The sequence below is a fragment of the Cellulosimicrobium sp. PMB13 genome (genome assembly GCF_051294865.1).
GTDB lineage: Bacteria > Actinomycetota > Actinomycetes > Actinomycetales > Cellulomonadaceae > Cellulosimicrobium.
In genome coordinates this window covers 2,638,037-2,663,081 of the sequence record NZ_CP145910.1, presented here as the reverse complement: position 1 = coordinate 2,663,081, position 25,045 = coordinate 2,638,037, and the positions used below count along the sequence as shown (strand labels likewise).

General features: G+C 72.9%; 25 protein-coding genes and 1 tRNA gene. 9 read left to right on the top strand and 17 right to left on the bottom strand.

Annotated elements, in window-relative coordinates:
* Position 1 precedes the first annotated feature (1 nt).
* The 4 genes from V5D56_RS11945 to V5D56_RS11930 form a co-directional block, all read right to left on the bottom strand.
* Complete coding sequence (locus V5D56_RS11945) at positions 2-430, bottom strand: TIGR03667 family PPOX class F420-dependent oxidoreductase (RefSeq protein WP_435735555.1); 429 nt, start codon at positions 428-430, stop codon at positions 2-4.
* Complete coding sequence (locus V5D56_RS11940) at positions 427-867, bottom strand: CoA-binding protein (RefSeq protein WP_435735554.1); 441 nt, start codon at positions 865-867, stop codon at positions 427-429. Before V5D56_RS11940 ends, V5D56_RS11945 begins: the two co-directional genes overlap by 4 nt.
* A 102-nt stretch (positions 868-969) precedes the next feature.
* A complete protein-coding gene (locus tag V5D56_RS11935; protein WP_435735553.1) occupies positions 970-1,428 on the bottom strand; it encodes an anthrone oxygenase family protein in 459 nt (152 codons plus the stop codon).
* Positions 1,425-2,339, bottom strand: a complete 915-nt coding sequence (locus V5D56_RS11930; RefSeq protein WP_435735552.1) for an NmrA family transcriptional regulator — start codon at positions 2,337-2,339, stop codon at positions 1,425-1,427. The genes V5D56_RS11935 and V5D56_RS11930 overlap by 4 nt, the downstream gene beginning before the upstream one ends.
* Before the next feature lie 216 nt (positions 2,340-2,555).
* Between V5D56_RS11930 and V5D56_RS11925 the strand changes: the two genes are divergently transcribed.
* Entirely contained in the window at positions 2,556-3,515 is a 960-nt protein-coding gene (locus V5D56_RS11925; protein ID WP_435735551.1) for an AraC family transcriptional regulator, read from the top strand.
* Between the two features lie 48 nt (positions 3,516-3,563).
* Here V5D56_RS11925 and V5D56_RS11920 read toward each other — a convergent pair whose 3' ends face one another.
* On the bottom strand, positions 3,564-4,067 hold the full coding sequence (locus V5D56_RS11920; protein WP_435735550.1) for a metallophosphoesterase family protein: 504 nt from the start codon (positions 4,065-4,067) through the stop codon (positions 3,564-3,566).
* Positions 4,068-4,116: 49 nt separating this feature from the next.
* Between V5D56_RS11920 and V5D56_RS11915 the strand changes: the two genes are divergently transcribed.
* A complete protein-coding gene (locus V5D56_RS11915) occupies positions 4,117-4,551 on the top strand; it encodes a nitroreductase family deazaflavin-dependent oxidoreductase (RefSeq protein ID WP_435735549.1) in 435 nt (144 codons plus the stop codon).
* A 12-nt stretch (positions 4,552-4,563) separates the two neighbouring features.
* Here the strand turns inward: V5D56_RS11915 and V5D56_RS11910 are convergent, their stop codons facing one another.
* Entirely contained in the window at positions 4,564-5,142 is a 579-nt protein-coding gene (locus tag V5D56_RS11910; RefSeq protein WP_435735548.1) for an AMIN-like domain-containing (lipo)protein, read from the bottom strand.
* Between the two features lie 179 nt (positions 5,143-5,321).
* On the opposite strand from V5D56_RS11910, the gene V5D56_RS11905 reads away from it, so the two are divergent.
* The 3 genes from V5D56_RS11905 to V5D56_RS11895 all read left to right on the top strand — a co-directional run bounded on the left by V5D56_RS11905 (position 5,322) and on the right by V5D56_RS11895 (position 7,621).
* Positions 5,322-5,915: an HhH-GPD-type base excision DNA repair protein gene (locus V5D56_RS11905; protein WP_435735547.1), complete on the top strand. Its 594-nt coding sequence runs from the start codon at positions 5,322-5,324 to the stop codon at positions 5,913-5,915.
* Positions 5,916-5,934: 19 nt separating this feature from the next.
* On the top strand, positions 5,935-7,182 hold the full coding sequence (locus V5D56_RS11900) for an AI-2E family transporter (RefSeq protein WP_435735546.1): 1,248 nt from the start codon (positions 5,935-5,937) through the stop codon (positions 7,180-7,182).
* A 73-nt stretch (positions 7,183-7,255) separates the two neighbouring features.
* The gene (locus V5D56_RS11895; RefSeq protein WP_435735545.1) at positions 7,256-7,621 is read left to right on the top strand and encodes a VOC family protein; all 366 of its coding nucleotides are present in this window, start codon (positions 7,256-7,258) and stop codon (positions 7,619-7,621) included.
* On the opposite strand, the gene V5D56_RS11890 is transcribed toward V5D56_RS11895, so the two are convergent.
* A complete protein-coding gene (locus tag V5D56_RS11890; RefSeq protein WP_435735544.1) occupies positions 7,594-8,607 on the bottom strand; it encodes an AraC family transcriptional regulator in 1,014 nt (337 codons plus the stop codon). The genes V5D56_RS11895 and V5D56_RS11890 overlap by 28 nt on opposite strands.
* A gap of 130 nt (positions 8,608-8,737) precedes the next feature.
* On the opposite strand from V5D56_RS11890, the gene V5D56_RS11885 reads away from it, so the two are divergent.
* Positions 8,738-9,652, top strand: a complete 915-nt coding sequence (locus V5D56_RS11885) for an SDR family NAD(P)-dependent oxidoreductase (RefSeq protein WP_435735543.1) — start codon at positions 8,738-8,740, stop codon at positions 9,650-9,652.
* Here the strand turns inward: V5D56_RS11885 and V5D56_RS11880 are convergent.
* Genes V5D56_RS11880 through V5D56_RS11870 form a run of 3 tightly spaced genes read right to left on the bottom strand, consistent with a single transcriptional unit; the run spans position 9,642 to position 11,972 of the window.
* Entirely contained in the window at positions 9,642-10,028 is a 387-nt protein-coding gene (locus V5D56_RS11880) for a hypothetical protein (protein WP_435735542.1), read from the bottom strand. The genes V5D56_RS11885 and V5D56_RS11880 overlap by 11 nt on opposite strands.
* 40 nt (positions 10,029-10,068) lie before the next feature.
* Entirely contained in the window at positions 10,069-10,971 is a 903-nt protein-coding gene (gene cofE, locus V5D56_RS11875) for a coenzyme F420-0:L-glutamate ligase (RefSeq protein ID WP_435735541.1), read from the bottom strand.
* Positions 10,968-11,972 carry a TIGR03557 family F420-dependent LLM class oxidoreductase gene (locus V5D56_RS11870; protein ID WP_435735540.1) on the bottom strand — a complete coding sequence of 335 codons (1,005 nt, stop codon included), beginning with the start codon at positions 11,970-11,972 and terminating at the stop codon, positions 10,968-10,970. Before V5D56_RS11870 ends, cofE begins: the two co-directional genes overlap by 4 nt.
* Before the next feature lie 58 nt (positions 11,973-12,030).
* Between V5D56_RS11870 and V5D56_RS11865 the strand changes: the two genes are divergently transcribed.
* Together V5D56_RS11865 and valS are read left to right on the top strand one after the other, a co-directional pair.
* Positions 12,031-13,125 (top strand): hypothetical protein, encoded by a 1,095-nt coding sequence (locus V5D56_RS11865; protein WP_435735539.1) that lies wholly within the window; start codon positions 12,031-12,033, stop codon positions 13,123-13,125.
* A 145-nt stretch (positions 13,126-13,270) separates the two neighbouring features.
* The gene (gene valS, locus V5D56_RS11860; protein ID WP_435735538.1) at positions 13,271-16,072 is read left to right on the top strand and encodes a valine--tRNA ligase; all 2,802 of its coding nucleotides are present in this window, start codon (positions 13,271-13,273) and stop codon (positions 16,070-16,072) included.
* 97 nt (positions 16,073-16,169) lie between these two features.
* On the opposite strand, the gene V5D56_RS11855 is transcribed toward valS, so the two are convergent.
* Together V5D56_RS11855 and V5D56_RS11850 are read right to left on the bottom strand one after the other, a co-directional pair.
* A complete protein-coding gene (locus tag V5D56_RS11855) occupies positions 16,170-17,369 on the bottom strand; it encodes a Vms1/Ankzf1 family peptidyl-tRNA hydrolase (RefSeq protein ID WP_435735537.1) in 1,200 nt (399 codons plus the stop codon).
* Positions 17,370-17,501: 132 nt separating this feature from the next.
* Positions 17,502-17,870, bottom strand: coding sequence for a chorismate mutase (locus V5D56_RS11850; RefSeq protein WP_435735536.1), 369 nt, complete (start codon positions 17,868-17,870; stop codon positions 17,502-17,504).
* Positions 17,871-18,029: 159 nt separating this feature from the next.
* Between V5D56_RS11850 and V5D56_RS11845 the strand changes: the two genes are divergently transcribed.
* Positions 18,030-19,847 carry an AMP-dependent synthetase/ligase gene (locus V5D56_RS11845; protein ID WP_435735535.1) on the top strand — a complete coding sequence of 606 codons (1,818 nt, stop codon included), beginning with the start codon at positions 18,030-18,032 and terminating at the stop codon, positions 19,845-19,847.
* A 209-nt stretch (positions 19,848-20,056) separates the two neighbouring features.
* Here V5D56_RS11845 and clpX read toward each other — a convergent pair whose 3' ends face one another.
* The 5 genes from clpX to V5D56_RS11820 form a co-directional block, all read right to left on the bottom strand.
* Complete coding sequence (gene clpX / locus V5D56_RS11840) at positions 20,057-21,337, bottom strand: ATP-dependent Clp protease ATP-binding subunit ClpX (protein ID WP_435735534.1); 1,281 nt, start codon at positions 21,335-21,337, stop codon at positions 20,057-20,059.
* Positions 21,338-21,578: 241 nt separating this feature from the next.
* A complete protein-coding gene (locus tag V5D56_RS11835) occupies positions 21,579-22,295 on the bottom strand; it encodes an ATP-dependent Clp protease proteolytic subunit (RefSeq protein ID WP_435735533.1) in 717 nt (238 codons plus the stop codon).
* A 32-nt stretch (positions 22,296-22,327) separates the two neighbouring features.
* A complete protein-coding gene (locus tag V5D56_RS11830; RefSeq protein WP_251153923.1) occupies positions 22,328-22,975 on the bottom strand; it encodes an ATP-dependent Clp protease proteolytic subunit in 648 nt (215 codons plus the stop codon).
* Between the two features lie 224 nt (positions 22,976-23,199).
* Entirely contained in the window at positions 23,200-24,663 is a 1,464-nt protein-coding gene (gene tig / locus V5D56_RS11825; protein WP_435735532.1) for a trigger factor, read from the bottom strand.
* Positions 24,664-24,908: 245 nt separating this feature from the next.
* Positions 24,909-24,982: transfer RNA gene (locus V5D56_RS11820), tRNA-Pro, on the bottom strand.
* Positions 24,983-25,045 lie beyond the last annotated feature (63 nt).

Genomic DNA, 25,045 nt, shown 5'->3' with positions numbered 1-25,045 from the left:
CTCAGAAGCCGCGCAGCCTCTCCGGCCGGATGCGCACCGTGACGGAGTAGTCGGCGTGGAAGCCGTCGGGGGTCGTGCCGAGGCCCTGGATGTCGGCGGCGTACTTCTCGTCGTACGCGGCGCGCTCCGCCGGGGTCAGGCCGGCGTCGTCGACCGTCGCCGTCCCCGTGAGCACGACGACGTCACCGCCCGACCGCGTGCTGTTGAGGTGCACGGCGACCCGGGGGTTCGCCCGGACGTTGCGCAGCTTGGCCGTGCGCGGCTGGCTCTGCAGGACGACGTCGCCCCCGGCGCCCCACAGGAACCACACCGGGGTGGGCTGGGGCGTGCCGTGCGGGTCGACCGTGACGAGCCAGACGACCCGCTCGTCGGCCAGGCGGGCCGCGGCGCGGCGACCGTGCTCGGTCCCGCTGTCGATCACGGCGCTCATGCCGCGCTCCCGAGCCGCGGCAGCTCGATCGCCGGGCAGCGGTCCATGACCATGTCGAGGCCGGCGTCCCGCACGCGTCGCGCGGCGTCCTCGTCGATCACGTCGAGCTGGAACCACACGGCCTTCGCACCGACCGCGACGGCCTGGTCCGCGACGTCACCGGCAAGCTCGGACCGCACGAAGACGTCCACGACGTCCACGGGGAACGGGATGTCAGCGAGCGACGCGTACCCCTGCTCGCCGTGGACCGTCTCGGCCGACGGGTGCACGGGGACGACCCGCTTGCCGTGCTGCTGCAGCACCCGCGCGACCCCGTACGCCGCACGGGCCGTGTTGCTCGACAGGCCCACGACGGCCCAGGTCTCGGTGCTCTCGAGGACCCGGCGGATCGTGGCGTCGTCGTCCGTACCGTTCTCAGCAGGTGTGACGTGGCTCATGTCGGCGGCAACCCCGTCCCGGTCGCCGGTATTCCAGCCCCGGCCGCCCGGGTGTCGGGACGACGCGTCACGCCGGTGACCTGTCGCCCCGACGACGCGACCTCAGACGAGCGCGAGCGCCAGCAATGCCGTCGCGACCGCGCCCGCCGCGGTGCGCGCGTGGTTCCACGCGAGCCACCGGGGGACGAAGGTCAGCCACTCGGCCGCCGGGTCGACCGCGGCGTCGAGGCGTTCGTTCAGGGGCACGTTCCCGACGGCCGTGATCCCGAGGATCCCGACGAGCGCGACGACCGCACCCGCGAGCGCCAGCCCCGCGCTGGGCTCGCCGCCCACCAGGCCGACGACCGCCGCGGCTGCGGGCAGCAGCACCGACGCCGCGAGCAGGAGCATCAGGGGCGGCCGCAGCGCCGTCACGTTGATCGACCGCATCGCCGCGGCGGCCGCGCCCGGGTCGAGCCGCCGCAGCCCGGCCATGACGAACGCCGAGAACGCGTAGAGCACCCCGCCGGCGAGCCCCGTCGCGACCGCGGCGGCGACCACCAGGACCTCGAACGCGCTCATCGCTCCCCCGCCACGTCGCGCGCCCCGACGGACCAGGCGGCGACCTCGCGCGACGCGAACTCGCGGATGTCCCGCGGCTCGCGGCCGAGCGCCCGCCGGACACCGTCGGTGAGGTGGGCGCCGCGCCCGTCGAGCACCTCGACGAACAGGTAGCGCATGAGGTCGACGACGTCGTCCGGCAGCCCGGCGGCCGTCAGCCCCCCGGTGAACTCCTCCATCGAGATCGGCACGAAGGTCACGTCCCGACCGCTCGCCGCGGCGATCTCGGCGACGGTGTCCGCGAACGTGAGCAGGCGCGGCCCGGTGAGCTCGTAGACCTGTCCGGCGTGGGCGTCGTCGGTCAGGGCTGCGACGGCCACCTCGGCGACGTCCTCGAGGTCGACGAACGGCTCGACGACGTCGCTCACCGGCAGCGCGAGCGTCCCCTCGAGCACGGGCTCCAGGAGGAAGCTCTCGCTGAAGTTCTGGTCGAAGAACGCGCAGCGGACGACGACGCGGGCCGGGAAGACCTCCGCGACGGCGGTCTCGGCCCGCTGCGCCTCGGCCTCGCCGCGACCGGAGAGCAGGACGAGCCGGCGCACCCCGGCGGAGCGTGCCTGGGCGGCGAACCGCGTGACCGTCTCCGGCGCACCCGGGATCGCGAGGTCCGGCGCGTACGCGACGTACACGGCCTCCACGCCGTCGAGCGCGGCCTCCCACGTGGTCTCGTCGTCCCAGGCGAACCGGTCCGGTCCGGTCCCGCTGCGCGAGCCGCGGCGGACCGGGAGTCCGAGCGCGTCGAGCCGGTCCGCGACGCGGCGCCCTGACTTCCCCGTCGCACCGAGGACGAGGACCGTCCCGGGCGCAGCGTCGGGGGACGCGGTCTCGCGGTCCTCGGGGCGGACCGTCGTGGTGGGGCTGGTCGAGCTCATGGCGTTCTCCTGCCGGTGGTTCGTGCGGTGACGAGTGCCAGTCAACCGGCGCCGGTCGAGACGCTCCATGGTCGAGACGCTCACCCGCATGCGCGATCGTCTCGTCGTCGCGAGATGGCGATCTCCCGACGAGACAGCGGTCCCCGACCGCACTCAACCAGGTCTTCATGCCGCGGGTCGCTGTCTCGGCGCCAGAGCCGTGCGTACGCTGGCGGCATGGACGTGGTCGCCGGACTGCTCGACGGACCTCGCGCGCGCGGCGCGTTCCTGCTGCGCAGCCACCTGAGCCCGCCGTGGGGCCTGCGCATCGAGGACGAGGCGCCGCTGACGATCGTGCCGGTGCTGCGCGGCTCGGGCTGGGTCGGGCCGGTCGACGGCGCGGCACGGCACGGGGGCGCTCACGACCCGGGCGTGCTGGTCACGGAGGGTGACGTCGTCCTGTTCCGCGGCCCCGACCACTACGTCGTCGCGGACTCCCCCACCACCGCGCCCCAGGTCGTCATCGGCCCGACCGAGGTCTGCCGCGCCGTCGACGGCGGCCCCTCCCCCATGACGGTGCTCGGCGTGCGCTCGTGGGGCAACGACCCGGACGGCGAGACCGTCATCATCACGGGCACCTACCCCCTCGACGGCGAGGTGGGCCGCCGCATCCTGCGCGTGCTGCCGCAGCGTGTCGTGCTCCGCCGGGGAGAGGTCGACGCGACCCTCGTCGAGCTGCTCGCGCGCGAGGTCGTGCAGGACCTGCCCGGCCAGGAGGCCGTGCTCGACCGCCTGCTCGACCTCCTCCTCATCTCGTGCCTGCGGACGTGGCTCTCCGGTCCCGACGCACCGGGCTGGTACCGCGCCGACGCCGACCCCGTCGTCGGCGCCGCGCTGCGCCTCATCCACCACGACCCGGCGCACCCCTGGACGGTCGAGTCTCTCGCGCGCGAGGTCGGGCTCTCGCGCGCCGCGTTCTCCCGGCGGTTCACCGAGCTCGTGGGCGAACCGCCCATGACCTACCTCACGGGGTGGCGCCTCGACCTCGCCGCGGACCTGCTCCTCGCGGACGACGCGACCCTGGCGTCGGTCGCGCGCGCCGTCGGGTACGGCACGCCCTTCGCGCTCAGCGCGGCGTTCAAGCGCGTGCGGGGCGTGAGCCCCGCGACCCACCGCGAGCGCGCGGGCGCGGCCTGACGGGACCGCGACCGGCGGGTCCCGCCCGGGCGCCCGCGCCCGGGCGGCTCACCGCCCGACCGGCACGAGCGCGACGTCGTGCAGCTCACCGTCGTCGACGACCGCGGTGAGGTACGTGCCGACCGGCTGACGCCGGCGATCCGTCGGCGAGCCGGGGTTGAGCAGCCGCATCCCGGCCGGCGAGACCGTGTCCCACGGGATGTGGCTGTGCCCGAAGACGAGCAGGTCGGTGCCCGGGTACGCGGCGTCCGCGCGCCGCTCGCGCCCGTCCTTGCCGCCCGTCTCGTGCACGACGGCGACACGCAGGCCGTCGATCGTGGTCCGCGCCACCTCCGGGAGCCGGGCGTGCAGCGCGGGACCGTCGTTGTTCCCGGCGACGCCGACGAGCCGCGCCGCGCGCTCCTCGAGCTGGTCGAGGAGCGCGACGTCCACCCAGTCCCCGGCGTGCACGACGACGTCCGCGGCGTCGACCGCGCGCCACACCTGGTCCGGCAGCGCGCGGGCGCGCGCGGGCACGTGCGTGTCGCTGAGGAGCAGCAGTCGGGTCGGCACCCGGTCACGATAGGTCGCGCACCAGCCTCCCGCCGCGCGACGATGGGGCATGCCGATGCCGCACTGGGTCACCCGGACGAACAAGCGCCTCCTCAACCCCGTGATGCTGCGCGTCGCGACCGGGGTCGGGCCGATGGCGGTGGTGCGCCACGTCGGACGACGCAGCGGGCGCGAGTACCGCACCCCCGTCTTCGCGTTCGCGTACCGCGACGGCGGGCACGTGCGCGTCGCCTTCGCCCTCACGTACGGTCCCGACGTCGACTGGGTGCGCAACATCGACGCCGCCGGGTCGTTCGTGCTCGAGCGACGCGGCGTCGACTACGCGGTCGACGACGTCCGCCGTCTCAGCGGGGAGAGCGGCCTCGCGCTCCTGCCGGGCTGGACGAGCGCCGTCCTGCGCCGCACCGGTGTCAGCGACTTCCGCACGGGGCGGCTCCGCGCACTGCCTGGCCCGGAGGCCAGGCAGTCCTCTTCTCTCGGCTGACCTCTGCGGGTCTCAGCAGTCCCGGTGTCCCGTCGCGCACCACTCGTGCCCGACGTCGACGACCAGCCGGGAGCCGGCACCCGGCCCGGCCAGGACGAACGCCCGGAAGGGCAGCCGCGCCCGCACGCCGAGCCCGATCGTCGTCACGCCCTCGAAGCTGCCGGCCCACGCGACGTGCCGGAACGTGCGGTAGCCGGACGTGTCGACGAGCGTCCCTCCCGGACCGACGAAGAACGCGTCGGTCGGGACGACGCCGACGCGTGCCACGACCTCCAGCCGCGCCCCGCCCCGGACCGGCACGACGTTCCCCGAGCCGTCCATGACGACCTGGCTCACGTAGCGCACCGACCATCCGGTGAGCGGGCGGTCGACATCGAGCACGAGCCGGTCGAAGCATCCGTGGCGCCCGGCGCGGACGTCGGTCAGCCTGCCGGCGGACATGCCCGGCGCGCTCTTCGCGAGCGAGCCCCACACCTGACCGCAGTACGGATGAGCTGACGCTTCGGGGGCCGTGACGACGGTCCCCGTGAGCAACGCTCCGGTGAGCAGCAGCGACAGCACGGACATCCAGACGAGCACTCGACGGCGCATGGCGTACTCCTTCGTACCCCTCCCACGGTCCTCCGGCGGGCGTGACGTGTCAACGCCCTGAAGGGCGGCGTCAAGGTCCGCCCGGACCGGTCCGCGGCCCGTCGATCCGGGTGGGGACGCACCTCCTCACAGGTCGTCGTCGGGGCGCCACCTCTCACGAGGCTGCCATGATGGGAACCATGGCACGCGACCTGTGGATCACCGGTGACCCCGAGACCGACGCGCTCCTGTCGAGCGACCCGTTCGCGCTGCTCGTGGGCATGCTGCTCGACCAGCAGTACCCGATGGAGCACGCCTTCGCCGGCCCGCGCAAGATCCGCGACCGCCTCGGGTCGATCGACCCGCACGCGGTCGCCGACGCCGACCCGGACGCGTTCGTGACCCTCGCGACCACGCCTCCGGCGATCCACCGCTACGGCCGGTCGATGGCGGCACGCGTCCAGGCGCTCGCACGCGCGGTCGTCGACGACTACGACGGCGACGTCACGCAGATCTGGACGCGCCCGGGTGCCGACGGCGCACCGACCGGCGCCGAGGTCCTCGCCCGGCTCCGCGCGCTCCCGGGGTTCGGCGAGCAGAAGGCCAAGATCTTCCTCGCGCTGCTCGGCAAGCAGCGCGGCGTCGAGCCGGCCGGGTGGCGCGAGGCCGCCGGGAGTTACGGCGACGACGGCTCACGGCGCTCGATCGCCGACGTGACGAGCGCCGAGTCGCTCACCGAGGTCCGGGCCTTCAAGAAGGAGCAGAAGGCCGCGGCGAAGGCCGCGAAGGCCTGACGCCCGCTACTGTCGGCGCGTGACGTCGACTCCCGCCGGACCCTCGCTCGCCCCCGCGACCCGCACGCTGCTCACGCTCGCCGCGGGCGTCGTCGTGCTCGCCGGCCTCTACGCGGCCAACGACGTGGTCGCCCCGATCCTGCTCGCCGCGGTGATCGTCATCATCTGCCACCCGGTGCGTTTCCCCCTCGAGCGGCACGGGTGGCCCCGATGGGCTGCCACGACCGCCGTGATCGTCGTCGCCTACCTCATCCTCGCCGCGCTGCTCGCGATGCTCGTCTTCGCGGGCTTCCAGTTCGCCGACCTCGTGCAGTCGTACCTGCCCCAGCTCCAGCAGGCGATGCGCGACCTCGTCGACCAGCTCGCCACCCTCGGGATCGACACGGACGTCGCCGACGCCGCGACGTCGTGGCTCGAGCCGTCGCGCCTCCTCTCCCTGGCCGGGGGCGTGAGCAGCACCGTGCTCGGCATCGCGACGGCCTTCTTCTTCGTGCTCGCGTACGCGATCTTCATGGCGGCCGACGGCGCGCGGTACTCGACGGCGTCCCAGGTATTCGGCGCGAGCCAGGCCGGGCCGGTCGACCGCGCGACGCGGTTCAGCGGCGGCGTGCGTCGCTACTTCGTCGTCAACGCGTCGTTCGGTGCCGTCGTCGCGGTCATCGACGGCATCGCGCTGACGATCCTCGGCGTCCCCGCGCCCGTCGTCTGGGCGATCCTCGCCTTCGTCACGAACTTCGTGCCCAACATCGGGTTCGTCCTCGGCCTCGTCCCGCCGGCGATCATGGCGTTCGTCGTGGGTGGCTGGCAGCTCGCGCTCGCCGTGGTCGCCGTCTACTGCGTGGTCAACGTCGTCCTCCAGGTGCTCGTGCAGCCCAAGTTCGTCGCCGACGCCGTGAACCTCAGCCTCACCCTGAGCTTCGTGTCGGTCGTCTTCTGGACGTTCGTCATCGGCCCGCTCGGCGCGATCCTCGCGATCCCGCTCACGCTGCTCGTCCGCGCGCTGCTGCTCGAGGGCGACCCCCGCTCCGGCTGGTTGCGCTGGCTCTCGGGCGACGACGTGGCGGCGGTCGCCGCCCCGACCATGCCGCCCGACGGCCGACCGCGACGCACCGACGAGGCGCCCGACGAGCTCGTCGAGTCCGGCGAGGCCGGCGAGGCGGGCGAGGCCGGTGGAGGCACGACGGAGGAGCCTCCCGGGCTGGTGCCGGCCGAGCACGCGGCCCCGGACCGAGCCGGGCCTGCGCCGTCGGACCCCGAGAAGGGGTGACGACCGCGCCGTGACGCCCTAGCCTGGCGGAGGCGGGCGGTCCCGCCCGCTGCACATCGGCCCTGGAGGCATCGTGGCGCACGGCGACATCACCCACATCGACATCCCGGTGAGCGACACCGCTCGGGCGACGGCCTTCTACGGCGAGCTGTTCGGCTGGCAGATCGCCGAGATCCCGGGCTTCGAGGGCTACCCGATGTGGCAGGCACCGAACAAGATCAGCGGCGGCGGGCTCGCCCCGCGCTCGGAGGGCTTCACGCAGCCGCGCAGCTACGTGGAGGTCGACTCGATCGACGACACCCTCGCCAAGGTCCGGGAGCTCGGCGGCACCGTCGTCATGGAGCGCTCGGAGATCAGCCCGACGTCGTGGTGGGCGATCTTCACCGATGCCGACGGCAACCACGTCGGTCTCTACGAGGGCACGACCGACGCAGGCTGAGCCCGCGGACGGGGCGAGCCGCTGCCTCCCGGATCCCTCGAGGGAGGGACGGCCGCCTCGCCGGCGCGATGGCGCGACGGCGACGTCCCGCGCGCCCGTTTGAAGGCGACGCTCAGCGCGAAGGCGTTGGCATAGCCGACCCGTCGCGCGATCGCGTCGACCGTGAGGTCGGTCGAGCGCAGCAGGTCGGCGGCGAGCGCGATCCGCCAGTCGCGGAGGTAGGTCATCGGGGGCTCGCCCACGATCGCGGTGAAGCGACGTGCGAGGGCCGCACGGGAGCAGCCGACGCTCGCGGCCAGGTCGGCGACGGTCCACGGCCGTGCCGGGTCGTCGTGCATCGACCGGAGCGCAGGTCCGGCGATCGGGTCGCCCTGCGCGCGGTACCACCCCGGCGCCGCGGCTCCCGGCCGGGCGAACCACGCCCGCAGGGTCTCGACGAGCGCGACGTCGAGGAGACGGTCGAGGAGCACCTGCTGACCGGGCCGGTCGCGGCCGACCTCACGGCCCAGCAGGTCCGGCACCGGTCCGTCGACCTCGGCGCGGCCGACCAGGACGATCGGCGGCAGCGCGCTGAGCAGGCGCGCCGTCACGTCACCCGTCACGCGGTACGTGCCGCTCGCGACGACGGTCGTGCCGTCGCTCCCGGGCCCGGCGGAGCGCCACGCGCGCACGAGCTCGTCCGTCACGTCGACGCCCTCCGGCGTCCTCAGCCGGTCTCGGGGCGTGACGACGAGCGCGGGGACCGTCGCGGGATCGTCGGCGACCGTGTACGGCCCGGGGCCCTTGACGAGAGCGACGTCGCCCGTGCACAGCTGCACGGGCTCGCCGTCGTCGGGCACCACCCACGCCTGCCCGCGCAGGATCGTGACGAGCGCGAGCGGCGCCTCGTCGGCGATGCGCAGCGCCCAGGGCGGCTCGAGGACGGCCTGGCAGAAGGCCGCCGTCCGGGCACGGACGCCGTCCAGGAGGTCGGCGAACGGATCCACGTCCTCACGGTAGACGCACGGACAGGCGGGCGCGCGCCCCCGACATGGCCCTGCCCGCACGGGCCACGCTTCGATGGGTCGTAGGACGCCGCACACTCGGAGGAGGCGACAGACCATGGGGACGGTCGTCATGACGGGGGGAACCTCGGGGTTCGGCGCCGTCGCGGCCGACCGGATCACGCGGGCGGACGGCCCCCGGCTGCTCCTGGGCGCACGCCGGGCGCGAGAAGAGGGCGAGGCCGTCCCGCTCGACCTGGCCCGGCTGGGTTCCGTCCGCGAGTTCGCGGCCGCGACCCGGGAGAGGCTCGGCGACGAGCGCATCGACGCTCTCGTGCTCAACGCTGGCGTCATCCGGCCGAGCGTCGAGGAGCGGACCGTCGACGGCTTCGAGACGACGTTCGCGGTGAACCACCTCGCGCACTACCTGGTGCTCCGCCTCCTGCTGCCGCTGCTCGCCGACGGCGCCGTCGTCGTGCTCACCACGAGCGGCGCGCACGACCCAGCCACCGGTGCCGGGCTCGCACCGCCGCGGCACGCGGACGCACGGCTGCTCGCGTTCCCCGAGCGCGACCCCGGTCGCGACGTCCGGCCGCGCCGGGCCGGGCAGCACGCGTACACGGCGTCGAAGCTGTGCACGGTCCTCACCGTGCGGGCGCTGTCCGAGGTCGACGACCTCCGGTCCCGCGGGGTGCGCGCCGTCGCCTTCGATCCGGGCCAGGTGTTCGGCACCGGCCTGGTCCAGGGCCTGCCTCTGCGGCTGCGGGCGGCGTGGGCCGTCCTCGGCACGCCGGTCGGCACGCCGCTCCGGTGGTTCGACCCGGCCCTCAACACCCGGGACGCCGCCGGGCTCGCCCTGTCCGCGCTGGCGCTCCGGCACGTCGCCCCGCCGCCGGGGCGCTCGTACGCGGCGCTGCGGCGCGGGCGGCTCACGTGGCCGTACCCGTCGGAGGCGGCGCGCGACGAGGAGCTGTCACGACGTCTCTGGGACGACAGCGCCCGTCTCGTCGGGCTGCGCACCGACGTCGACGGCCGCGTCAGCCCGTGACCGGCGCCCAGCCGTCGGGGTCCCCGGCGCGTCGCGGCCGCAGCGCGTCCGGGGCGGGCCACGGCAGGTCGTACCGGACGACGGGGACGTCGATCGCGCCGAAGTCGTCGGTCTGGACCACGACCCCGTCCGGCGTCACCTCGACGAGACGCACGCGCAGCGGCTCGCCGCCGTCCCGCTCGAGCGTCCAGACGTCGGCGAGCCAGGACAGCCCCGTCTCCTCGAGCGCCTCCTCGGCGGCGAGCCAGTCGACGGGGCCCGTGAGGTCACGCCCGAGCAGGGAGACCGCGACCCACTCGTCGCCCTCCGGGCGGATCCACCCGACGGGCTCGCGGTCGTCGGGTCGGCGGTGCTCGATCCAGGTGGCAGGCAGCATCCGAGCAGGCTAGGCGTGGACGGGCGGCCTCGGCCAGCCCTTACCGGAGGAGCCGATCGTCCCCCACGGACGCGGTTCCCGACCCCTCGCGGAACCCCTCGGCGAATCCCTCGCGGTAGCCCTCGGCATACCCGTCCTCGCGTCCCCGCGCGTGCGCCTCGGCGCTGCCCTCACGGAACAGGTCGTCCACGGACGGTCGCACGAGCACCCGGGCGCCCGGCCCGTCGTCGGCGGTGACGTGCGTGCCGAGCCCCCGGACGACAGCGACGGGCCGCCCGTCGGCCTTGCCGCGCACGAGCTCGCTCGCCGACGCGATCTCGTCGGCGACCGCCGTCACGGTCACGGACAGCGGGCGGCCGTGGGTGTCGACGCCGCCCCGCAGGTCGTCGACGAGCGCGACCCCCGCCGCGCCGATCGCGACGTCGACGAGTCCGTCGCGCCACGCGCGTCCCATCGTGTCGGTCACGACGACGCCCAGGCGCTCGACGCCGAACCGGTCGCGCAGCACCGCCCGCAGCGCGCGGGCGGAGGCGTCCGGGTCGAGCGGCAGGAGCAGGACGGTGCCGTCGGGCGTGTTGGACGCGTCGACACCGGCGGCCGCCATGACGAGCCCCAGGCGGTTCTCGACGATCCGCAGCGGCGGCAGGCCGGGGCGCTCGCGCGTCGCGACGACCCGCACCGTCTCGTCGGTGATCGCCTGCTCGCGGTCGGTGGCGGCCACGACGCGCCCCTCCGCCTTCGACACGATCTTGCTCGTCACGACGACGACGTCGCCCTCCACGAGCGGGTCCTCGCCCGCGGGCACGTCCCGGGCGAGCAGGTCGCCGACGAGCGCCGCGAGGTCGTCTCCGGGCTGCACCTCCCCCAGGCCGGACGGCGCCCACACGGCCACGCGCGCCGTCGTACCGCCCGGCGACGCGCCGTCGGGCACGGTCCCGGTCACCGCGAGAGCTTCGGCAGGACGTCGCGGCCGAACGTCTCGATCCACTCGCGCTGGTTGCGACCCACGTTGTGGAGGTAGATACGGTCGAACCCGAGGTCGACGAACTTCTGGATGTAGGCCCGGTGCTCGTCCGGGTCCGCCGAGATGACCATGCGCCCCTCGAAGTCCTCGGGGCGCACGAGCTTGGCCATCTGCTCGAAGTCGTGCGGCGAGCGGATGTCGGCCTTCGGGAACTTCATGCCGCCGTTGGGCCACTCGTGCATCGCGTTGGCGAGCGCCTCCTCGTCCGTCTGCGCCCAGGAGAGGTGGAGCTGGAGGACCTTGGGCATGGCCTGCGGGTCGCGACCGGACTCGCGCACGCCGTCGTCGAACTTGCCGAACAGCATGGAGATCTTCTCGAGCGGCGCCCCGACCGTGATGAGGCCGTCGGCGTGGCGCCCCGCGCGCTTGGCGGTCACCGGGCCGGCGGTCGCGACGAGGATCTCCGGCGGGACCTCGGGCATGGTCCACAGCCGCGTGGACTCCATCTTGTAGAACTGCCCGGAGTGCTTGACGTCCTTGCCCGCGAGCGAGGCGGTGAAGAGCTTCTTGATGACGTCGATCGCCTCGAACATGCGGTTGATGCGCTCGGGCGCCTCGGGCCAGTAGCCCGCGACGACGTGCTCGTTGAGCGCCTCTCCGGAACCGAGACCGAGCCAGTGCCGGCCGGGGTACATCGCGGCGAGCGTCGCCGAGGCCTGCGCGACCATCGCCGGGTGCCAGCGGAACGTCGGAGCGGTGACGCCCGGGCCGAGGTCGCCGGACGTGCGCTCGCCGAGCGCGGTCAGGACGTTCCACACGAACGACGACTGCCCCTGAGCCGGGACCCAGGGCTGGAAGTGGTCGGCCGCCATCGTGCCGGAGAAGCCGTGCTCCTCCGCGTACGCCGAGAGCTCGACGGCCTCGGTCGGGTGGAACTGCTCCAGCATGGCGGCGTAGCCGACGGTGAGGTCTGAGGACATGGCCACGAGCCTATGCCCGCTCCACCTGCGCGGTCATCGCGGACGCTAGCCTCGCGTCGTGACCGTGCCGACCTCGCCTGGGAGCGTCCCTCCGCTGGACGGGCGCGCGCTCGTCGAGCCCGTCGACCGTGCGGCGGTGCGGGCGTACCAGCGCTCGCGGACGGTCCACGGTCCCCGGTCGCCCGGCCGCGTCGTGCTCGGCGCAGTCGTCGGGACGATCCTCGGCGCGCTGGCGCTCGCCGTCGTGGCGGCCGCGATCGCCGTCGTCCTGGCCCTCGTCGCCCTGGGGCTGCACGCGCTCGGCGTCGACACCCCGCTCGCCGTCGTGCCCTGGCTCGCGGTGCCCGCCGCGGTCGTGACCCTGTGCCTGGTCGTCGTGGCGGTGCGGCGGGGCTCGGTGCAGGCCGGCGAGCAGACGTACCGGCTCAGCCGCTTCGCGGCCGCCAACGGCTTCGACTTCGAGCCGTCGATCGAGGCTCCCGATCGCCCCGGCATGCTCTTCGGCGTCGGGCGACCGCGCACGGCACGGGACGTCGTGCGCACGCGCGGCGCCCGGCCCGTGGAGGTCGCCGCGTACAGCTACCAGGAGCAGCGCGGGAAGGCCGTCGAGATCCACGTGTGGTGGTACGCGATGGTCACGCTCGACCGGGCGCTGCCCCACCTGGTGGTCGAGACGCGACGCACCGACGGTTCGCGGGGCGCCCCGACCCCGCACGCGCTCGACCGCTCGCAGGAGCTCGAGCTCGACGGCGAGCTCGGCGGGCGTGTGCGCGTCTCGTGCCTCGACGGCGCCCAGGACGAGGCGCGGGCCGTGCTCTCCCCCGACGTCCTCGGCGGCATCGTGGAGGCCCCCGTCCCCGTGTCGGTGGAGGTGGTCGACGACCGGCTGTTCCTCTACAGCAGGCAGCCGCTCGTCACCCTGGACCCCGCGACGTGGGAGTGGGTCCTGCGGACGGCCGGGTGGCTCTCCGCACAGCTGGGCGGCGCGCACGCGGCCCTGCGCAGGCAGCCGGGGCCGCCAGACGGACGACCGGCGACTCCGGTGGCAGCGAGCGGGCGCCTGCGTCGCCGCGGCCCGTCGTGGACCGTCCTCCTCCCGCCGCTCGTCGCCGTCGTCGCCCTCGTCGTCGCAGCGCTGCTCGACCGCGCCTGACCGGCGCGTCGACCGGCGCGTCGACCGGCGCGTCGACCGGCGCGCGACCGGCGCGTCGACCTGCCGCCGAGCCCACCCACAGCCTCGCGGCCATGCGGCGAGACGCCGTCCGTGAGCACCCGGGGATCTGGGAGAATGGGCGACCATGAGCGACTTCCCGACGAACGCGCACGTAGGCGCGGCAGACCCCGCTGCAGCAACGACCCCCACCGCCGGTCAGGTAGCCGGCGACGTCGTCCGCGCGGTGGTCACGGGAGTACCCGACCGCGTGAGCCTGGACGGCCTCGAGGACACGCACGGCGCCCGCTGGGCCGAGCAGGGCACGTACGCGTTCGACCGGACGAAGACTCGCGAGCAGATCTACTCGATCGACACCCCGCCGCCCACGGCGTCCGGGTCGCTGCACGTGGGCCACGTCTTCTCGTACACGCACACCGACGTCGTCGCCCGCTACCAGCGCATGCGTGGTCTCGAGGTCTTCTACCCGATGGGCTGGGACGACAACGGCCTGCCCACCGAGCGCCGCGTGCAGAACTACTACGGCGTGCGGTGCGACCCGACGCTGCCCTACGTCGAGGGCTTCGTGCCCCCGCAGGAGGGCGGCGAGGGCAAGTCGTCGAAGACTCCGGACGTGCCCGTCAGCCGACGCAACTTCATCGAGCTGTGCGAGCGCCTCACCGTCGAGGACGAGAAGCAGTTCGAGGCGGTCTGGCGCCGCCTCGGCCTGTCCGTCGACTGGGCGCAGACCTACCAGACGATCGACGCGCGGTCGCGGACTGCCGCCCAGCGCGCGTTCCTGCGCAACCTCGCACGCGGCGAGGCCTACCAGGCGCAGGCGCCGGGACTGTGGGACGTGACGTTCCAGACGGCGGTCGCGCAGGCCGAGCTCGAGGCGCGCGAGTACCCGGGCCACTTCCACAAGGTCGCCTTCCACCGCACCGCCGACGGCGCGGACACGGGCGAGGTCGTGCACATCGAGACCACGCGTCCCGAGCTGCTCGCGGCGTGCGTCGCGCTCATCGCGCACCCGGACGACGAGCGCTACCAGCACCTGTTCGGCACGACCGTGCGCTCGCCGCTCTTCGACGTCGAGCTCCCCGTCCTCGCGCACCCGGCCGCGGAGCCCGACAAGGGCGCGGGCATCGCGATGTGCTGCACGTTCGGCGACCTGACGGACGTGCAGTGGTGGCGCGAGCTGCAGCTGCCGACGCGCTCGATCATCCAGCGCGACGGGCGCGTCGTGCGCGAGACCCCCGAGTGGGTCACGTCGCACTCCGGTCAGGGGCTCTTCGCCGAGATGGCCGGGAAGACGACGTTCTCGGCGCGCCAGGTCGTCGTCGACGCCCTGCGGGACTCCGGAGACCTCGTCGGCGAGCCCGTCCCGACCAAGCGCATGGCCAACTTCTACGAGCGGGGCGAGAAGCCGCTCGAGATCGTCACGTCGCGACAGTGGTACATCCGCAACGGCGGCCGCGACTGGACCGCCGCGGACGGGACGCGCCGCGACCTGCGTGGCGAGCTGCTGCAGCGCGGCAAGGAGCTCGGGTTCCACCCCGACTTCATGCGGGTGCGCTACGAGAACTGGGTCGGCGGTCTCAACGGCGACTGGCTCGTCTCGCGCCAGCGCTTCTTCGGCGTGTCGATCCCGCTGTGGTACCCCGTGCTCGAGTCCGGCGACGTCGACCACGACCACCCGATCGTCCCGTCGGAGGAGGTCCTCCCGGTCGACCCGTCGTCCGACGTGCCCGCCGGGTACACCGAGGACCAGCGCGGGAAGCCGGGCGGCTTCGTCGGCGAGAACGACATCATGGACACGTGGGCGACGTCCTCGCTCACGCCGCAGATCGCGGGCGGCTGGGAGGTGGACCCCGACCTGTTCGAGCGCGTCTTCCCCATGGACCTGCGCCCCCAGGGCCAGGACATCATCCGCACGTGGCTCTTCTCCACGGTCGTGCGCTCGCACCTCGAGTTCGACTCGCTGCCGTGGAAGAACGCTGCGATCTCGGGCTGGATCCTCGACCCCGACCGCAAGAAGATGTCGAAGTCCAAGGGCAACGTCGTGACGCCGATGAGCCTGCTCGAGGAGCACGGCTCGGACGCGGTGCGCTACTGGGCGGCGTCGGCGCGCCTCGGCACGGACGCCGCGTTCGAGGTCGGCCAGATGAAGATCGGTCGTCGCCTCGCGATCAAGATCCTCAACGCGTCGAAGTTCGCGCTGTCGTTCGGTGTCGACGCGGAGACCGGGACGGGAGAGATCGTCCTCGACCCCGCGCTCGTCACCGAGACGCTCGACCGCGCGATGCTCGCGGGTCTCGCGTCCGTCGTCGAGAAGGCGACCGAGGCGTTCGAGGCGTACGACCACACGCGCGCGCTCGAGACCACGGAGACGTTCTTCTGGACGTTCTGCGACGACTACCTCGAGCTCGTCAAGGACCGCGCCTACGGTGCCGGAGCCGCCGCGTCGGAGGTGTCGCCCGAGACCCGGTCCGCGCGCGTCGCGCTCGCCATCGCGCTCGACACGCTCCTGCGCCTCTTCGCGCCGTTCGTGCCGTTCGCGACCGAGGAGGTCTGGTCGTGGTGGCGCGCGTCGGAGGGCTCGATCCACCGCGCGCCGTGGCCCACGCCCGACGTCGCGCGCTCGGCCTCCGGCGATGCCGACCCGGCCGTGCTCGCCGCCGCAGGGCACGCGCTCGCCGCCCTGCGCAAGGTCAAGTCCGAGGCCAAGGTGTCGATGCGCACGCCGATCCTCGCCGCGACCGTCGCGGTCCCCGGCGCCTCGCTCGCCGGCGTGGAGGCGGCGGTGGTCGACGTCCGCAACGGCGGGCGCGTCACCGGCATGCTCGACCTCGTCGAGGCGACCGAGGGCCAGGGCGACCCGGCCGTCCAGGGCGGGATCGTCGTCGTCTCCTCGGAGCTCGGCGAGCCCGAGGCCCGCAAGAAGGCCTGACGCAGCACGACCTGACCGAAGCACGACGGGCCCCGACCGCGAAGGTCGGGGCCCGTCGTCGTCCCGCCCAGCACACGAGGCGCGGCCACGAATCCCGTCAGATGATCTCGCCGCGCAGCCGCGAGTCGTCCCCGGACATCGTCGCTGCGACCTCGCGCGGCGTGCCCTCGTCCGTCCATCGCAGCGTCGCCCCGACGCCCTCGATGAGCTCGACGCTGCCCTCGGGGGCGAACGTCAGGCCGGCGTCCTGCCCGATGGCCGCGCGCACGAGCGCGACGGTCGCGGGCAGCTTCTCGAACCCCTCGGTGACGCCGAGGTCCTCGATCGCCTCCTTGGACGCCGCGATGTGCAGCGGGCTCGGTCCGATCCAGAGCGACCGGCCGTCGAGCGCGGTGTCCTGGCCGTACTCGTCCGCCAGGACGAGCTCCTTGACCTGGCCCCGCGAGAGCACCGCCACGACGTCCTCGACGGACGTCACCGCGCCGGACTCGCGTCCCTGCTCCTGACGGAACTCGGCGAGGACCTTCTCCCGTCGCCGCTCACGGAAGCTGTCGAGCGCGTCGGCGACGTTCGCCTCGAACGCGGCCTCGTTGATGCCCGGACCGCGGCCTCCGCCCGGTACCTCGACGACGAGCTCCGCCGTCGTCCGGCCGAGCGCGCCGCGCACGAGGGGGACGGCCCGCACGTCGCCCGTCAGCAGCACGAGCTCCGGTCGGTACTCCGCCGCCTGGCGCTCGATCTCCGCGGCGACGGCTTCCGCGTTGCGCTCCCAGGAGTCCTCCGCACGCGACTCGATGCGCTTCTGCGAGAGCCCGCCGGTGCTGACCTTGTTGATGACGTCGTGCCCGCCCTCGACCGACTCGGCGTCGCCGTAGGGCAGGTGGCCGCCGGCGACCGACCACGTGAGGTCCGCACCCTGACGATCGACGACGACCCGCACGTAGTCGACGGACTCGTCCGCGGCGCGAGCCGCCTGGAGGAGCGCCGGGACGGGGCCCCACGAGCCCTTGGTGAGCGCCGGCGGGTCCTTCACGACCCGGTCGACGAGCACTCCCGTGTCGTCCGCGATCAGCACGCGCCCGTGCGTGCCCGCGACCCGCGTCGGCCGGAGCACCACCTCCTCGAGGTCGTCGAGCACGGCGTCGGGGGCGCCCTCCTGACGCAGCTGGCGCCGTACGCCCTTCCAGCGGTTCTCGACCTCGCGGTCTCCGGCCTCGTTCGCCCGCGTCGCGTCGATGTACACCGTCGCGAAGGGGCCCGGGTGGCCGAGGAGAGGCTTGAGCCAATCGATCTTCATGCGAACACCTCATGACGTCCGTCGGCAGACGGGCGGGCCTCGTCACGGACCGTGGCGGCCCGCCCTCGGTCCCCACCAGGGTCCGTCACATCGGCAGGCCGCGCCACCGCGCACCCGCCGACCGGGCGGCGCTCAGGAGTACGTGTCGAGGACGGGCACGGAGCCCCCCGCGGCGGCGTGCTCCGCGGCGATGTGCTCGTGGTGACGGATGACCTCGTGGACGATGAACTCGCGGAACGCCTCGGCGAAATCCGGATCGAGACCGGCCGCCGACGCGATGCCGGTGAGCCGCTCGATCTGCTGCCGGTCCCGGCTGGGGTCGGCGGGAGGCAGTCCCCCCGCGGCCTTGAGCTCGCCGACGCGCCGGGTGAACTTGAAGCGCTCGGCGAGCAGGTGCATGAGCGCGGCGTCGATGTTGTCGATGCTGGCGCGCAGCGTGAGGATCTCCGGGGGGATCTCGTGCGCGCCCGACGGCGCCGGCTGCTCGGGGTTCGTCGTCACCCCCCGATCCTAGGTCCGCCCGTGACTCGCCCCGACCCGACGGCGGCCCACCTGGCAGCGCACGCGCGTGCGACCAGGACGATGGAACGCAGTACCGCGAGTACGGAGTAAAGTGGCACGCCGTCCCACCCTGACCGTCCCACTCAGCGGAGAGTCCCCATGACGGAACACGTGTCGCCGAGCCTCGTCGAGGTCTCCCCTCGCGCGACCATCAGCACGCTCCTGCTCGACCGCGTCGCGCGTGCGGCGACCGCCCCGATGATCGAGCGACGCGACGCGCCGGGCGCCCCGTGGACGACGATGACCGTCCAGCAGTTCGCGGACGACGTCCTGGCCGTGGCGCGCGGTCTCGTCGCGCACGGCGTCGCGGTGGGCGACCACGTCGCGATCATGTCGCGCACGCGGTACGAGTGGACGCTCCTCGACTTCGCCGCGTGGGCCGTCGGTGCCGTCCCCGTCCCCGTCTACGAGACGTCGTCCCCCGACCAGGTGCACTGGATCTGCTCCGACGCCGACGTCCGTCTCGCCATCGTCGAGACCGCCGAGCACGCGGCGTCCGTCGCGTCGGTCCGTGCCGACCTGCCCGGCCTCGCGGACGTCCTCGTCCTCGACGACGGCGCCGTCGACATGCTGCGTGCGGCCGGGCGCGACGTCCCGGCGGAGGAGGTGGCCCGACGCCGGTCCGCCCAGTCGGCCGACGACCTCGCCACGATCATCTACACGTCCGGGTCGACGGGACGTCCCAAGGGCGTCGAGCTCACGCACCGCAGCTTCGTCCACCTCGCGATGAACGGTCGCGCAGGCCTCGCCGAGATCCTCGACTCGCCCGGCGCGCGCACCCTGCTCTTCCTGCCGCTCGCGCACGTCTTCGCGCGCTTCATCCAGGTGGTCGTCGTGGCGGCCGACTCGGTCCTCGCGCACAGCTCCGACACGAAGAACCTCGTCGCCGACCTCGGGACGTTCCGGCCGACCTTCCTCCTCGCGGTGCCCCGCGTCTTCGAGAAGGTGTACAACTCGGCGGAGCACAAGGCCCGGGCCGGCGGGAAGGCGAAGCCGTTCCACTGGGCGGCTAAGGTCGCGATCTCGTACTCGCGCGCGCTGGACACCCCGCGCGGCCCGTCTCTCCCGCTGCGGGTGCAGCACGCCGTCGCGGACCGTCTCGTCTACCGCACGCTGCGCGGCGCGATGGGCGGACAGCTCACCCACTCGATCTCCGGCGGCGCACCGCTCGGTGAGCGCCTCGGACACTTCTTCCGCGGCGTGGGGCTGCGGATCCTCGAGGGCTACGGGCTCACGGAGACCACCGCGCCCACCGCGGTGAACCTTCCCGGGCTGACCAAGATCGGCACCGTCGGCCCCGCGTTCCCCGGGACGGCCCTGCGGATCGACGCCGACGGCGAGCTCCTCGTCAAGGGCGACCACGTGTTCCGGGGCTACCGCAACCGGCCGGACCTCACCGCCGAGGCGCTCCAGGACGGCTGGTTCCGCACGGGCGACCTCGGCTCGTTCGACGCCGACGGCTATCTCCGGATCACCGGGCGCAAGAAGGAGATCATCGTCACCGCGGGCGGCAAGAACGTCGCACCGGCAGTCCTCGAGGACCGCCTGCGAGCCCACCCGATCGTCAGCCAGGTCGTCGTCGTCGGCGACCAGCGCCCCTTCATCGGCGCGCTCGTGACGCTCGACGCCGAGATGCTTCCCGGCTGGCTCTCGACCCACGGCCTTCCCGCCATGGACGCCGAGACCGCCGCGCAGGACCCGCGGGTCCTGGAGGCCCTGGACCACGCCGTCGAGCGCGCGAACGACGCCGTCTCCCGCGCCGAGTCGATACGGAAGATCAGCGTCCTGGCCACGGACTTCACCGAGGAGAACGGCTACCTCACGCCCTCGCTCAAGGTGAAGCGCGCCCGCGTCATCGAGGACTTCGCCTCCACGATCGACGACCTGTACGGCGCGAAGGTCGGCACGGACGCCTGACCGGAGCCCGCACCGACCGCGCGAGCACCACGCCCGTGTCGTGCCCGGCCCACGGCTGTGGTGACCCGACGGCGAAAGGGCGGGTCGGGGTGGTGCGTGCGCCGTCGTGGTGGGTCTGGCGGGAGCGACGCGAGGGACGAGCGGCGCGGATGGTGGGCGGCGCGCGCGCCGCCCCGTCCCGACCGGACCCGACCAGGACCAGGACGGAACTACGCGGACTTCTCGCGGGGGGTGCGGGTGCGGGTGGTGGTGCGCGGCACGATGGTCGGGTTGACGTTGTCGAGCACGACCTCGCGGGTGATCACGACCCGCTCCACGTCGTCACGCGACGGCACGTCGAACATTACCTGCTGCAGCACCTCCTCCATGATCGCGCGCAGCCCCCGCGCCCCCGTGCCGCGCAGCAACGCCTGCTCCGCGACCGCCTCGACCGCCTCGTCGGTGAACTCCAGCTCCACCCCGTCGATCGCGAACATCCGCTGATACTGCTTGACCAACGCGTTCCTCGGCTGCGTCAAGATCCGCACCAACGCCTCCGCGTCCAACGCCCCCACCGACGCGATCACCGGCAACCGCCCGATGAACTCCGGGATCAACCCGTACCGGTGCAGATCCTCCGGACGCACCTGCGCGAACAGGTCCTCCCCCGCACCCGTGTCGATCGGCGCACCAAAACCCACCCCGCGCTTACGAGCCCGCGCCGCCACGATGTCGTCCAACCCCGCAAAAGCCCCCGCCACGATGAACAGCACGTTCGACGTGTCCACCTGGATGAACTCCTGGTGCGGGTGCTTACGACCACCCTGCGGCGGCACCGACGCGCTCGTGCCCTCGATGATCTTGAGCAACGCCTGCTGCACACCCTCACCCGACACGTCACGCGTGATCGACGGGTTCTCCGCCTTGCGGGCCACCTTGTCGATCTCGTCGATGTAGATGATCCCCTGCTCGGCCTTCTTCACGTCGAAGTCCGCCGCCTGCACCAGCTTCAGCAGGATGTTCTCCACGTCCTCCCCGACATACCCGGCCTCGGTGAGCGCCGTGGCGTCCGCGATCGCGAACGGCACGTTCAACATCCGCGCCAACGTCTGCGCCAGATACGTCTTGCCCGTCCCCGTCGGACCGATCAACAAGATGTTCGACTTCGCCAGCTCCACGTGGTCCTGGTCGTCGGACGACGCCTTCGTCGACTCGCCGGCCTGGATCCGCTTGTAGTGGTTGTAGACGGCGACGGCCAGGGCGCGCTTCGCCGGGTCCTGGCCGATGACGTACTGCCCGAGGAAGTCGAAGATCTCGCGAGGCTTGGGCAGGTCGACGAGCCCGAGCTCGGTGGCCTCGGCGAGCTCCTCCTCGATGATCTCGTTGCACAGGTCGATGCACTCGTCGCAGATGTACACGCCGGGGCCCGCGATGAGCTTCTTGACCTGCTTCTGCGACTTCCCGCAGAACGAGCACTTGAGCAGGTCGGCGCCGTCCGAGATACGAGCCACTACGCGTCTCCTTGTCCGGGTGGCCACGTCGGTCCGCCGTCTCACGGCGTCCCGGGCCGTCGCCACGTCCGAGCGGGTCCTTCTCCCCATTCCACACCACGGGACCCCCGTTGTCAGGTGGGCTCCCCGTGCGCAGGTCACATCTCTACAACACCTCGCGCGCAACGCACCGCGCCGCCGCTCCCGGAGGAGTCGGCGGCGCGGTGGTGATCGTCCCGGCTCGTGCGTGCCGTGCGAGTCGTCAGGGCTTGTTGACCGCGACGGCCTTGCGGCTCTCGAGCACCTGGTCGACGAGACCGTAGTCCTTCGCCTGGGCGGCGGTGAGGATCTTGTCGCGCTCGATGTCCTGGCGGACCTGCTCGACCGGGTTGCCCGAGTGCAGCGCGAGGGTGTCCTCGAGCCACTCGCGCATGCGGATCAGCTCGTTCGCGTGGATCTCGATGTCCGACGCCTGCGCGTAGCCACCGCCCTCCATCGCGGGCTGGTGGATCAGCACGCGCGCGTTGGGCAGCGCGAGGCGCTTGCCGGGCTGACCTGCGGCGAGCAGGACCGCGGCGGCGGACGCCGCCTGGCCCAGGCACACCGTCTGGATCTGCGGCTTGATGTACTGCATCGTGTCGTAGAGCGCGGTCATCGCGGTGAACGACCCGCCCGGCGAGTTGATGTACAGGATGACGTCGCGGTCCGGGTCCTGGCTCTCGAGCACGAGGAGCTGGGCCATGACGTCGTCGGCGGACGCGTCGTCGACCTGGACGCCCAGGAAGATGATGCGGTCCTCGAACAGCTTGGTGTAGGGGTCCTGGCGCTTGAAGCCGTAGGCCGTGCGCTCCTCGAACTGCGGGAGCACGTAGCGCGACGACGGGGCGCCACCGGGCAGCGCGACGCCGCCCGGACGGGCGCCCGCGCCGGCGAGGCGCTGCGCGGTGGACAGATACTGGGACTCGGCGCTGAAGCTCACGGGTTCTCCTCGGATGAAGTCTGGGTTACGGGTCAGGAGGCCGTGGTGCCGCCGCCGCCGGTCACCGACGAGGCGTTCGTGACGACGTGGTCGACGAAGCCGTACTCCTTCGCCTCCTCGGCGGTGAACCAGTTGTCCCGGTCGTTGTCCTTGATGATCTGCTCGAGCGACTGGCCCGTCTGCTCGGCCGTCAGCTCCGAGAGCACGCGCTTCATGTGCATGATCAGCTGGGCGTTGATGCGCACGTCGGTCGCCGTGCCACCGATCCCGCCGGACGGCTGGTGCATCATGACGCGGGCGTGGGGCGTCGCGTAGCGCTTGCCCTTGGTGCCCGACGAGAGCAGGAACTGGCCCATCGAGGCGGCCATGCCCATCGCGATCGTCGCGACGTCGGGCTGGATGTACTGCATCGTGTCGTAGATCGCCATGCCGGCCGTGATCGAGCCGCCCGGCGAGTTGATGTAGAGCCAGATGTCCTTCTCCGGGTCCTCCGCGGCGAGGAGCATCATCTGCGCGCAGATCGCGTTCGCGTTCTCGTCGCGCACCTCGGAGCCGAGCCAGATGATGCGCTCCTTGAGGAGCCGGTTGTAGATGGAGTCGTTGAGGCCGAGACCGGCGCCCTCCGCTCGGGCCAGGGGACCTGCGGCGTCCGTCCGCAGCAGCTGATCGTTCACGTCCATCTCCTTCGTCGCTCCTCGTCTCCGGGGCCGGGGCCCCGGTCGCGACGTCCACCGGCATGCGGTGCGGCCCGGGACGTCGCCGTTGCAGTGACCCTAACGTGGACGGCATCCGCCGTTCGTCCCGACCAGGCCCCTTTTCGCCGACAGCGCATACGGCCGCCGACGACGACGGCCCCCGTACCCCGGGACGGGGTACGAGGGCCGTGCGGACGACGCTCGGCGCGTCAGGCCTCGGTGGTCTCCGCGGCCTTCTTCGTCGACTTCTTCGCGACCTTCTTCTTCGCGACCTTCTCCTCGGCCTCCTCGGCCTCGACCTCGGCGACGGCCTCCTCGGCCAGCTCCTCCGTGACGGCCTCGGCGGCGGCGACCTCGGCGGCCTCCTCGACGATCTCGGCGACCTCGCCGGCCGCGTCGTCCTCGTCCGAGCCGATGAACTCGCTCAGGTCGACGACGTTGCCCGCGGAGTCCTTGACCTCGATCTGGCGCAGCGCGACGGCGAGCGACTTGGAGCGCGCGACCTCGCCGACCATGGCCGGGATCTGACCACCCTGGTCGAGCGACTGGATGAACTGGTTCGGGTCCATCCCGTACTGGCGCGAGGCCTGCACGAGGTACTCGAGCAGCTCGTTCTGGGCGACCTGGATCTCGAGCTTCTCCGCGAGGGTGTCCAGCAGGATCTGGTTCTTGATCGCGGTCGTCGCCTCCTCGGTGACCTCCGCGCGGTGCGTGTCGTCCTCGAGACGGCCCTCGGACTCGAGGTGACGGTGCACCTCGGCCTCGACGACGCCGGACGGCACGGGGATCTCGACGGCGTCGGTGAGCGCCTTGAGGAGCTCGTCCCGCGCCGCGACGGCCTGGTTCGACGTCTTGATGCTCGCGACCTGCTCGCGCAGGTCGGCCTCGAGCTCGGCGAGCGTGTCGAACTCCGACGCGAGCTGCGCGAAGTCGTCGTCCGCCTCGGGCAGGTCGCGCTGCTTGACCGACGTCGCCGTGACGGTGACCTCGGCGTCGGCGCCCTCGTGCTCGCCACCGGCGAGCGGTGCCGTGAACGTCGTGGTCTCGTCCGCGGACAGACCGGTGAGCGCCTCGTCGAGGCCCTCGAGCATGTTGCCCGAGCCGATCTGGTAGCTGATGCCGGAGACCGAGTCGACCTCCTCGCCGTCGATGACGGCCTTGAGGTCGAGGACGACGAAGTCACCCTCGACGGCCGGGCGGTCCACGCCGACGAGCGTGCCGAAGCGCTCACGGAGCGCGTCGAGGCGCTCCGAGACGTCCTCGTCGGAGACCTCCGCCGCGTCGATCGTCACCGCGAGCGAGGACAGCTCCGGCAGGTCGAGCTCGGGGCGGACCTCGACCTCGGCCGAGAACTTCAGCGGGCCCTCGGCGTCGACGGGCACCTCGGTCACGTCGACCTCGGGCTGGCCGAGCGGGCGGATGCCCGACTCGCTCACGGCCTGGCGGTAGAACCCGGACAGGCCGTCGTTCACGGCGTGCTCGAGGACCGCGGCGCGACCGACGCGCTGGTCGATGATGCGCGGCGGGACCTTGCCCTTGCGGAAGCCGGGGATGTTCACCTGCTCCGCGATGTGCTGGTAGGCGTGGTCGATGCTCGGCTTGAGCTCGTCGTACTCCACCTCGACGGTCAGCTTGACCTTGGTGGGGTCCAGGGTCTCGACGGCGCTCTTCACTTCGATGATCTCCAACTGATCGGGGCGGGCCGGCGTGCGGCTACGGGACGAGCTGCGCGCGCCGCCACGGGACCGGCGGACCCTTGCGGACCCACGTGCGACCCCGGCGGGCGTACGGGCAACCCATCAAGGGTACGCCACCCCGCCGAGCGCCGGTGCCCGCGATCGGGCGACCGCCGCGGCAGGAGGCTGCCGCAGGTGGACGACGAGCCGGGCGGGACGCCCTCGGCCCGCCTCACGATGTGTCGGGGTGACAGGATTTGAACCTGCGACCTTCCGCTCCCAAAGCGGACGCGCTACCAACCTGCGCCACACCCCGTGCACCCGTCGAGGACGACGGGCCAGCGCAAGTGTACTGGTGGGAAGGGCGAGGTCCGGCGGC

Bases quoted from the DNA above. Each gene is read 5' to 3' on its own strand.
- V5D56_RS11945 (WP_435735555.1), bottom strand. From the start codon at position 430: ATGAGCGCCGTGATCGACAGCGGGACCGAGCACGGTCGCCGCGCCGCG.
- V5D56_RS11940 (WP_435735554.1), bottom strand. From the start codon at position 867: ATGAGCCACGTCACACCTGCTGAGAACGGTACGGACGACGACGCCACG.
- V5D56_RS11935 (WP_435735553.1), bottom strand. From the start codon at position 1,428: ATGAGCGCGTTCGAGGTCCTGGTGGTCGCCGCCGCGGTCGCGACGGGG.
- V5D56_RS11930 (WP_435735552.1), bottom strand. From the start codon at position 2,339: ATGAGCTCGACCAGCCCCACCACGACGGTCCGCCCCGAGGACCGCGAG.
- V5D56_RS11925 (WP_435735551.1), top strand. From the start codon at position 2,556: ATGGACGTGGTCGCCGGACTGCTCGACGGACCTCGCGCGCGCGGCGCG.
- V5D56_RS11915 (WP_435735549.1), top strand. From the start codon at position 4,117: ATGCCGATGCCGCACTGGGTCACCCGGACGAACAAGCGCCTCCTCAAC.
- V5D56_RS11910 (WP_435735548.1), bottom strand. From the start codon at position 5,142: ATGCGCCGTCGAGTGCTCGTCTGGATGTCCGTGCTGTCGCTGCTGCTC.
- V5D56_RS11905 (WP_435735547.1), top strand. From the start codon at position 5,322: ATGGCACGCGACCTGTGGATCACCGGTGACCCCGAGACCGACGCGCTC.
- V5D56_RS11885 (WP_435735543.1), top strand. From the start codon at position 8,738: ATGACGGGGGGAACCTCGGGGTTCGGCGCCGTCGCGGCCGACCGGATC.
- V5D56_RS11880 (WP_435735542.1), bottom strand. From the start codon at position 10,028: ATGCTGCCTGCCACCTGGATCGAGCACCGCCGACCCGACGACCGCGAG.
- V5D56_RS11870 (WP_435735540.1), bottom strand. From the start codon at position 11,972: ATGTCCTCAGACCTCACCGTCGGCTACGCCGCCATGCTGGAGCAGTTC.
- valS (WP_435735538.1), top strand. From the start codon at position 13,271: ATGAGCGACTTCCCGACGAACGCGCACGTAGGCGCGGCAGACCCCGCT.
- V5D56_RS11855 (WP_435735537.1), bottom strand. From the start codon at position 17,369: ATGAAGATCGATTGGCTCAAGCCTCTCCTCGGCCACCCGGGCCCCTTC.
- V5D56_RS11845 (WP_435735535.1), top strand. From the start codon at position 18,030: ATGACGGAACACGTGTCGCCGAGCCTCGTCGAGGTCTCCCCTCGCGCG.
- V5D56_RS11830 (WP_251153923.1), bottom strand. From the start codon at position 22,975: ATGGACGTGAACGATCAGCTGCTGCGGACGGACGCCGCAGGTCCCCTG.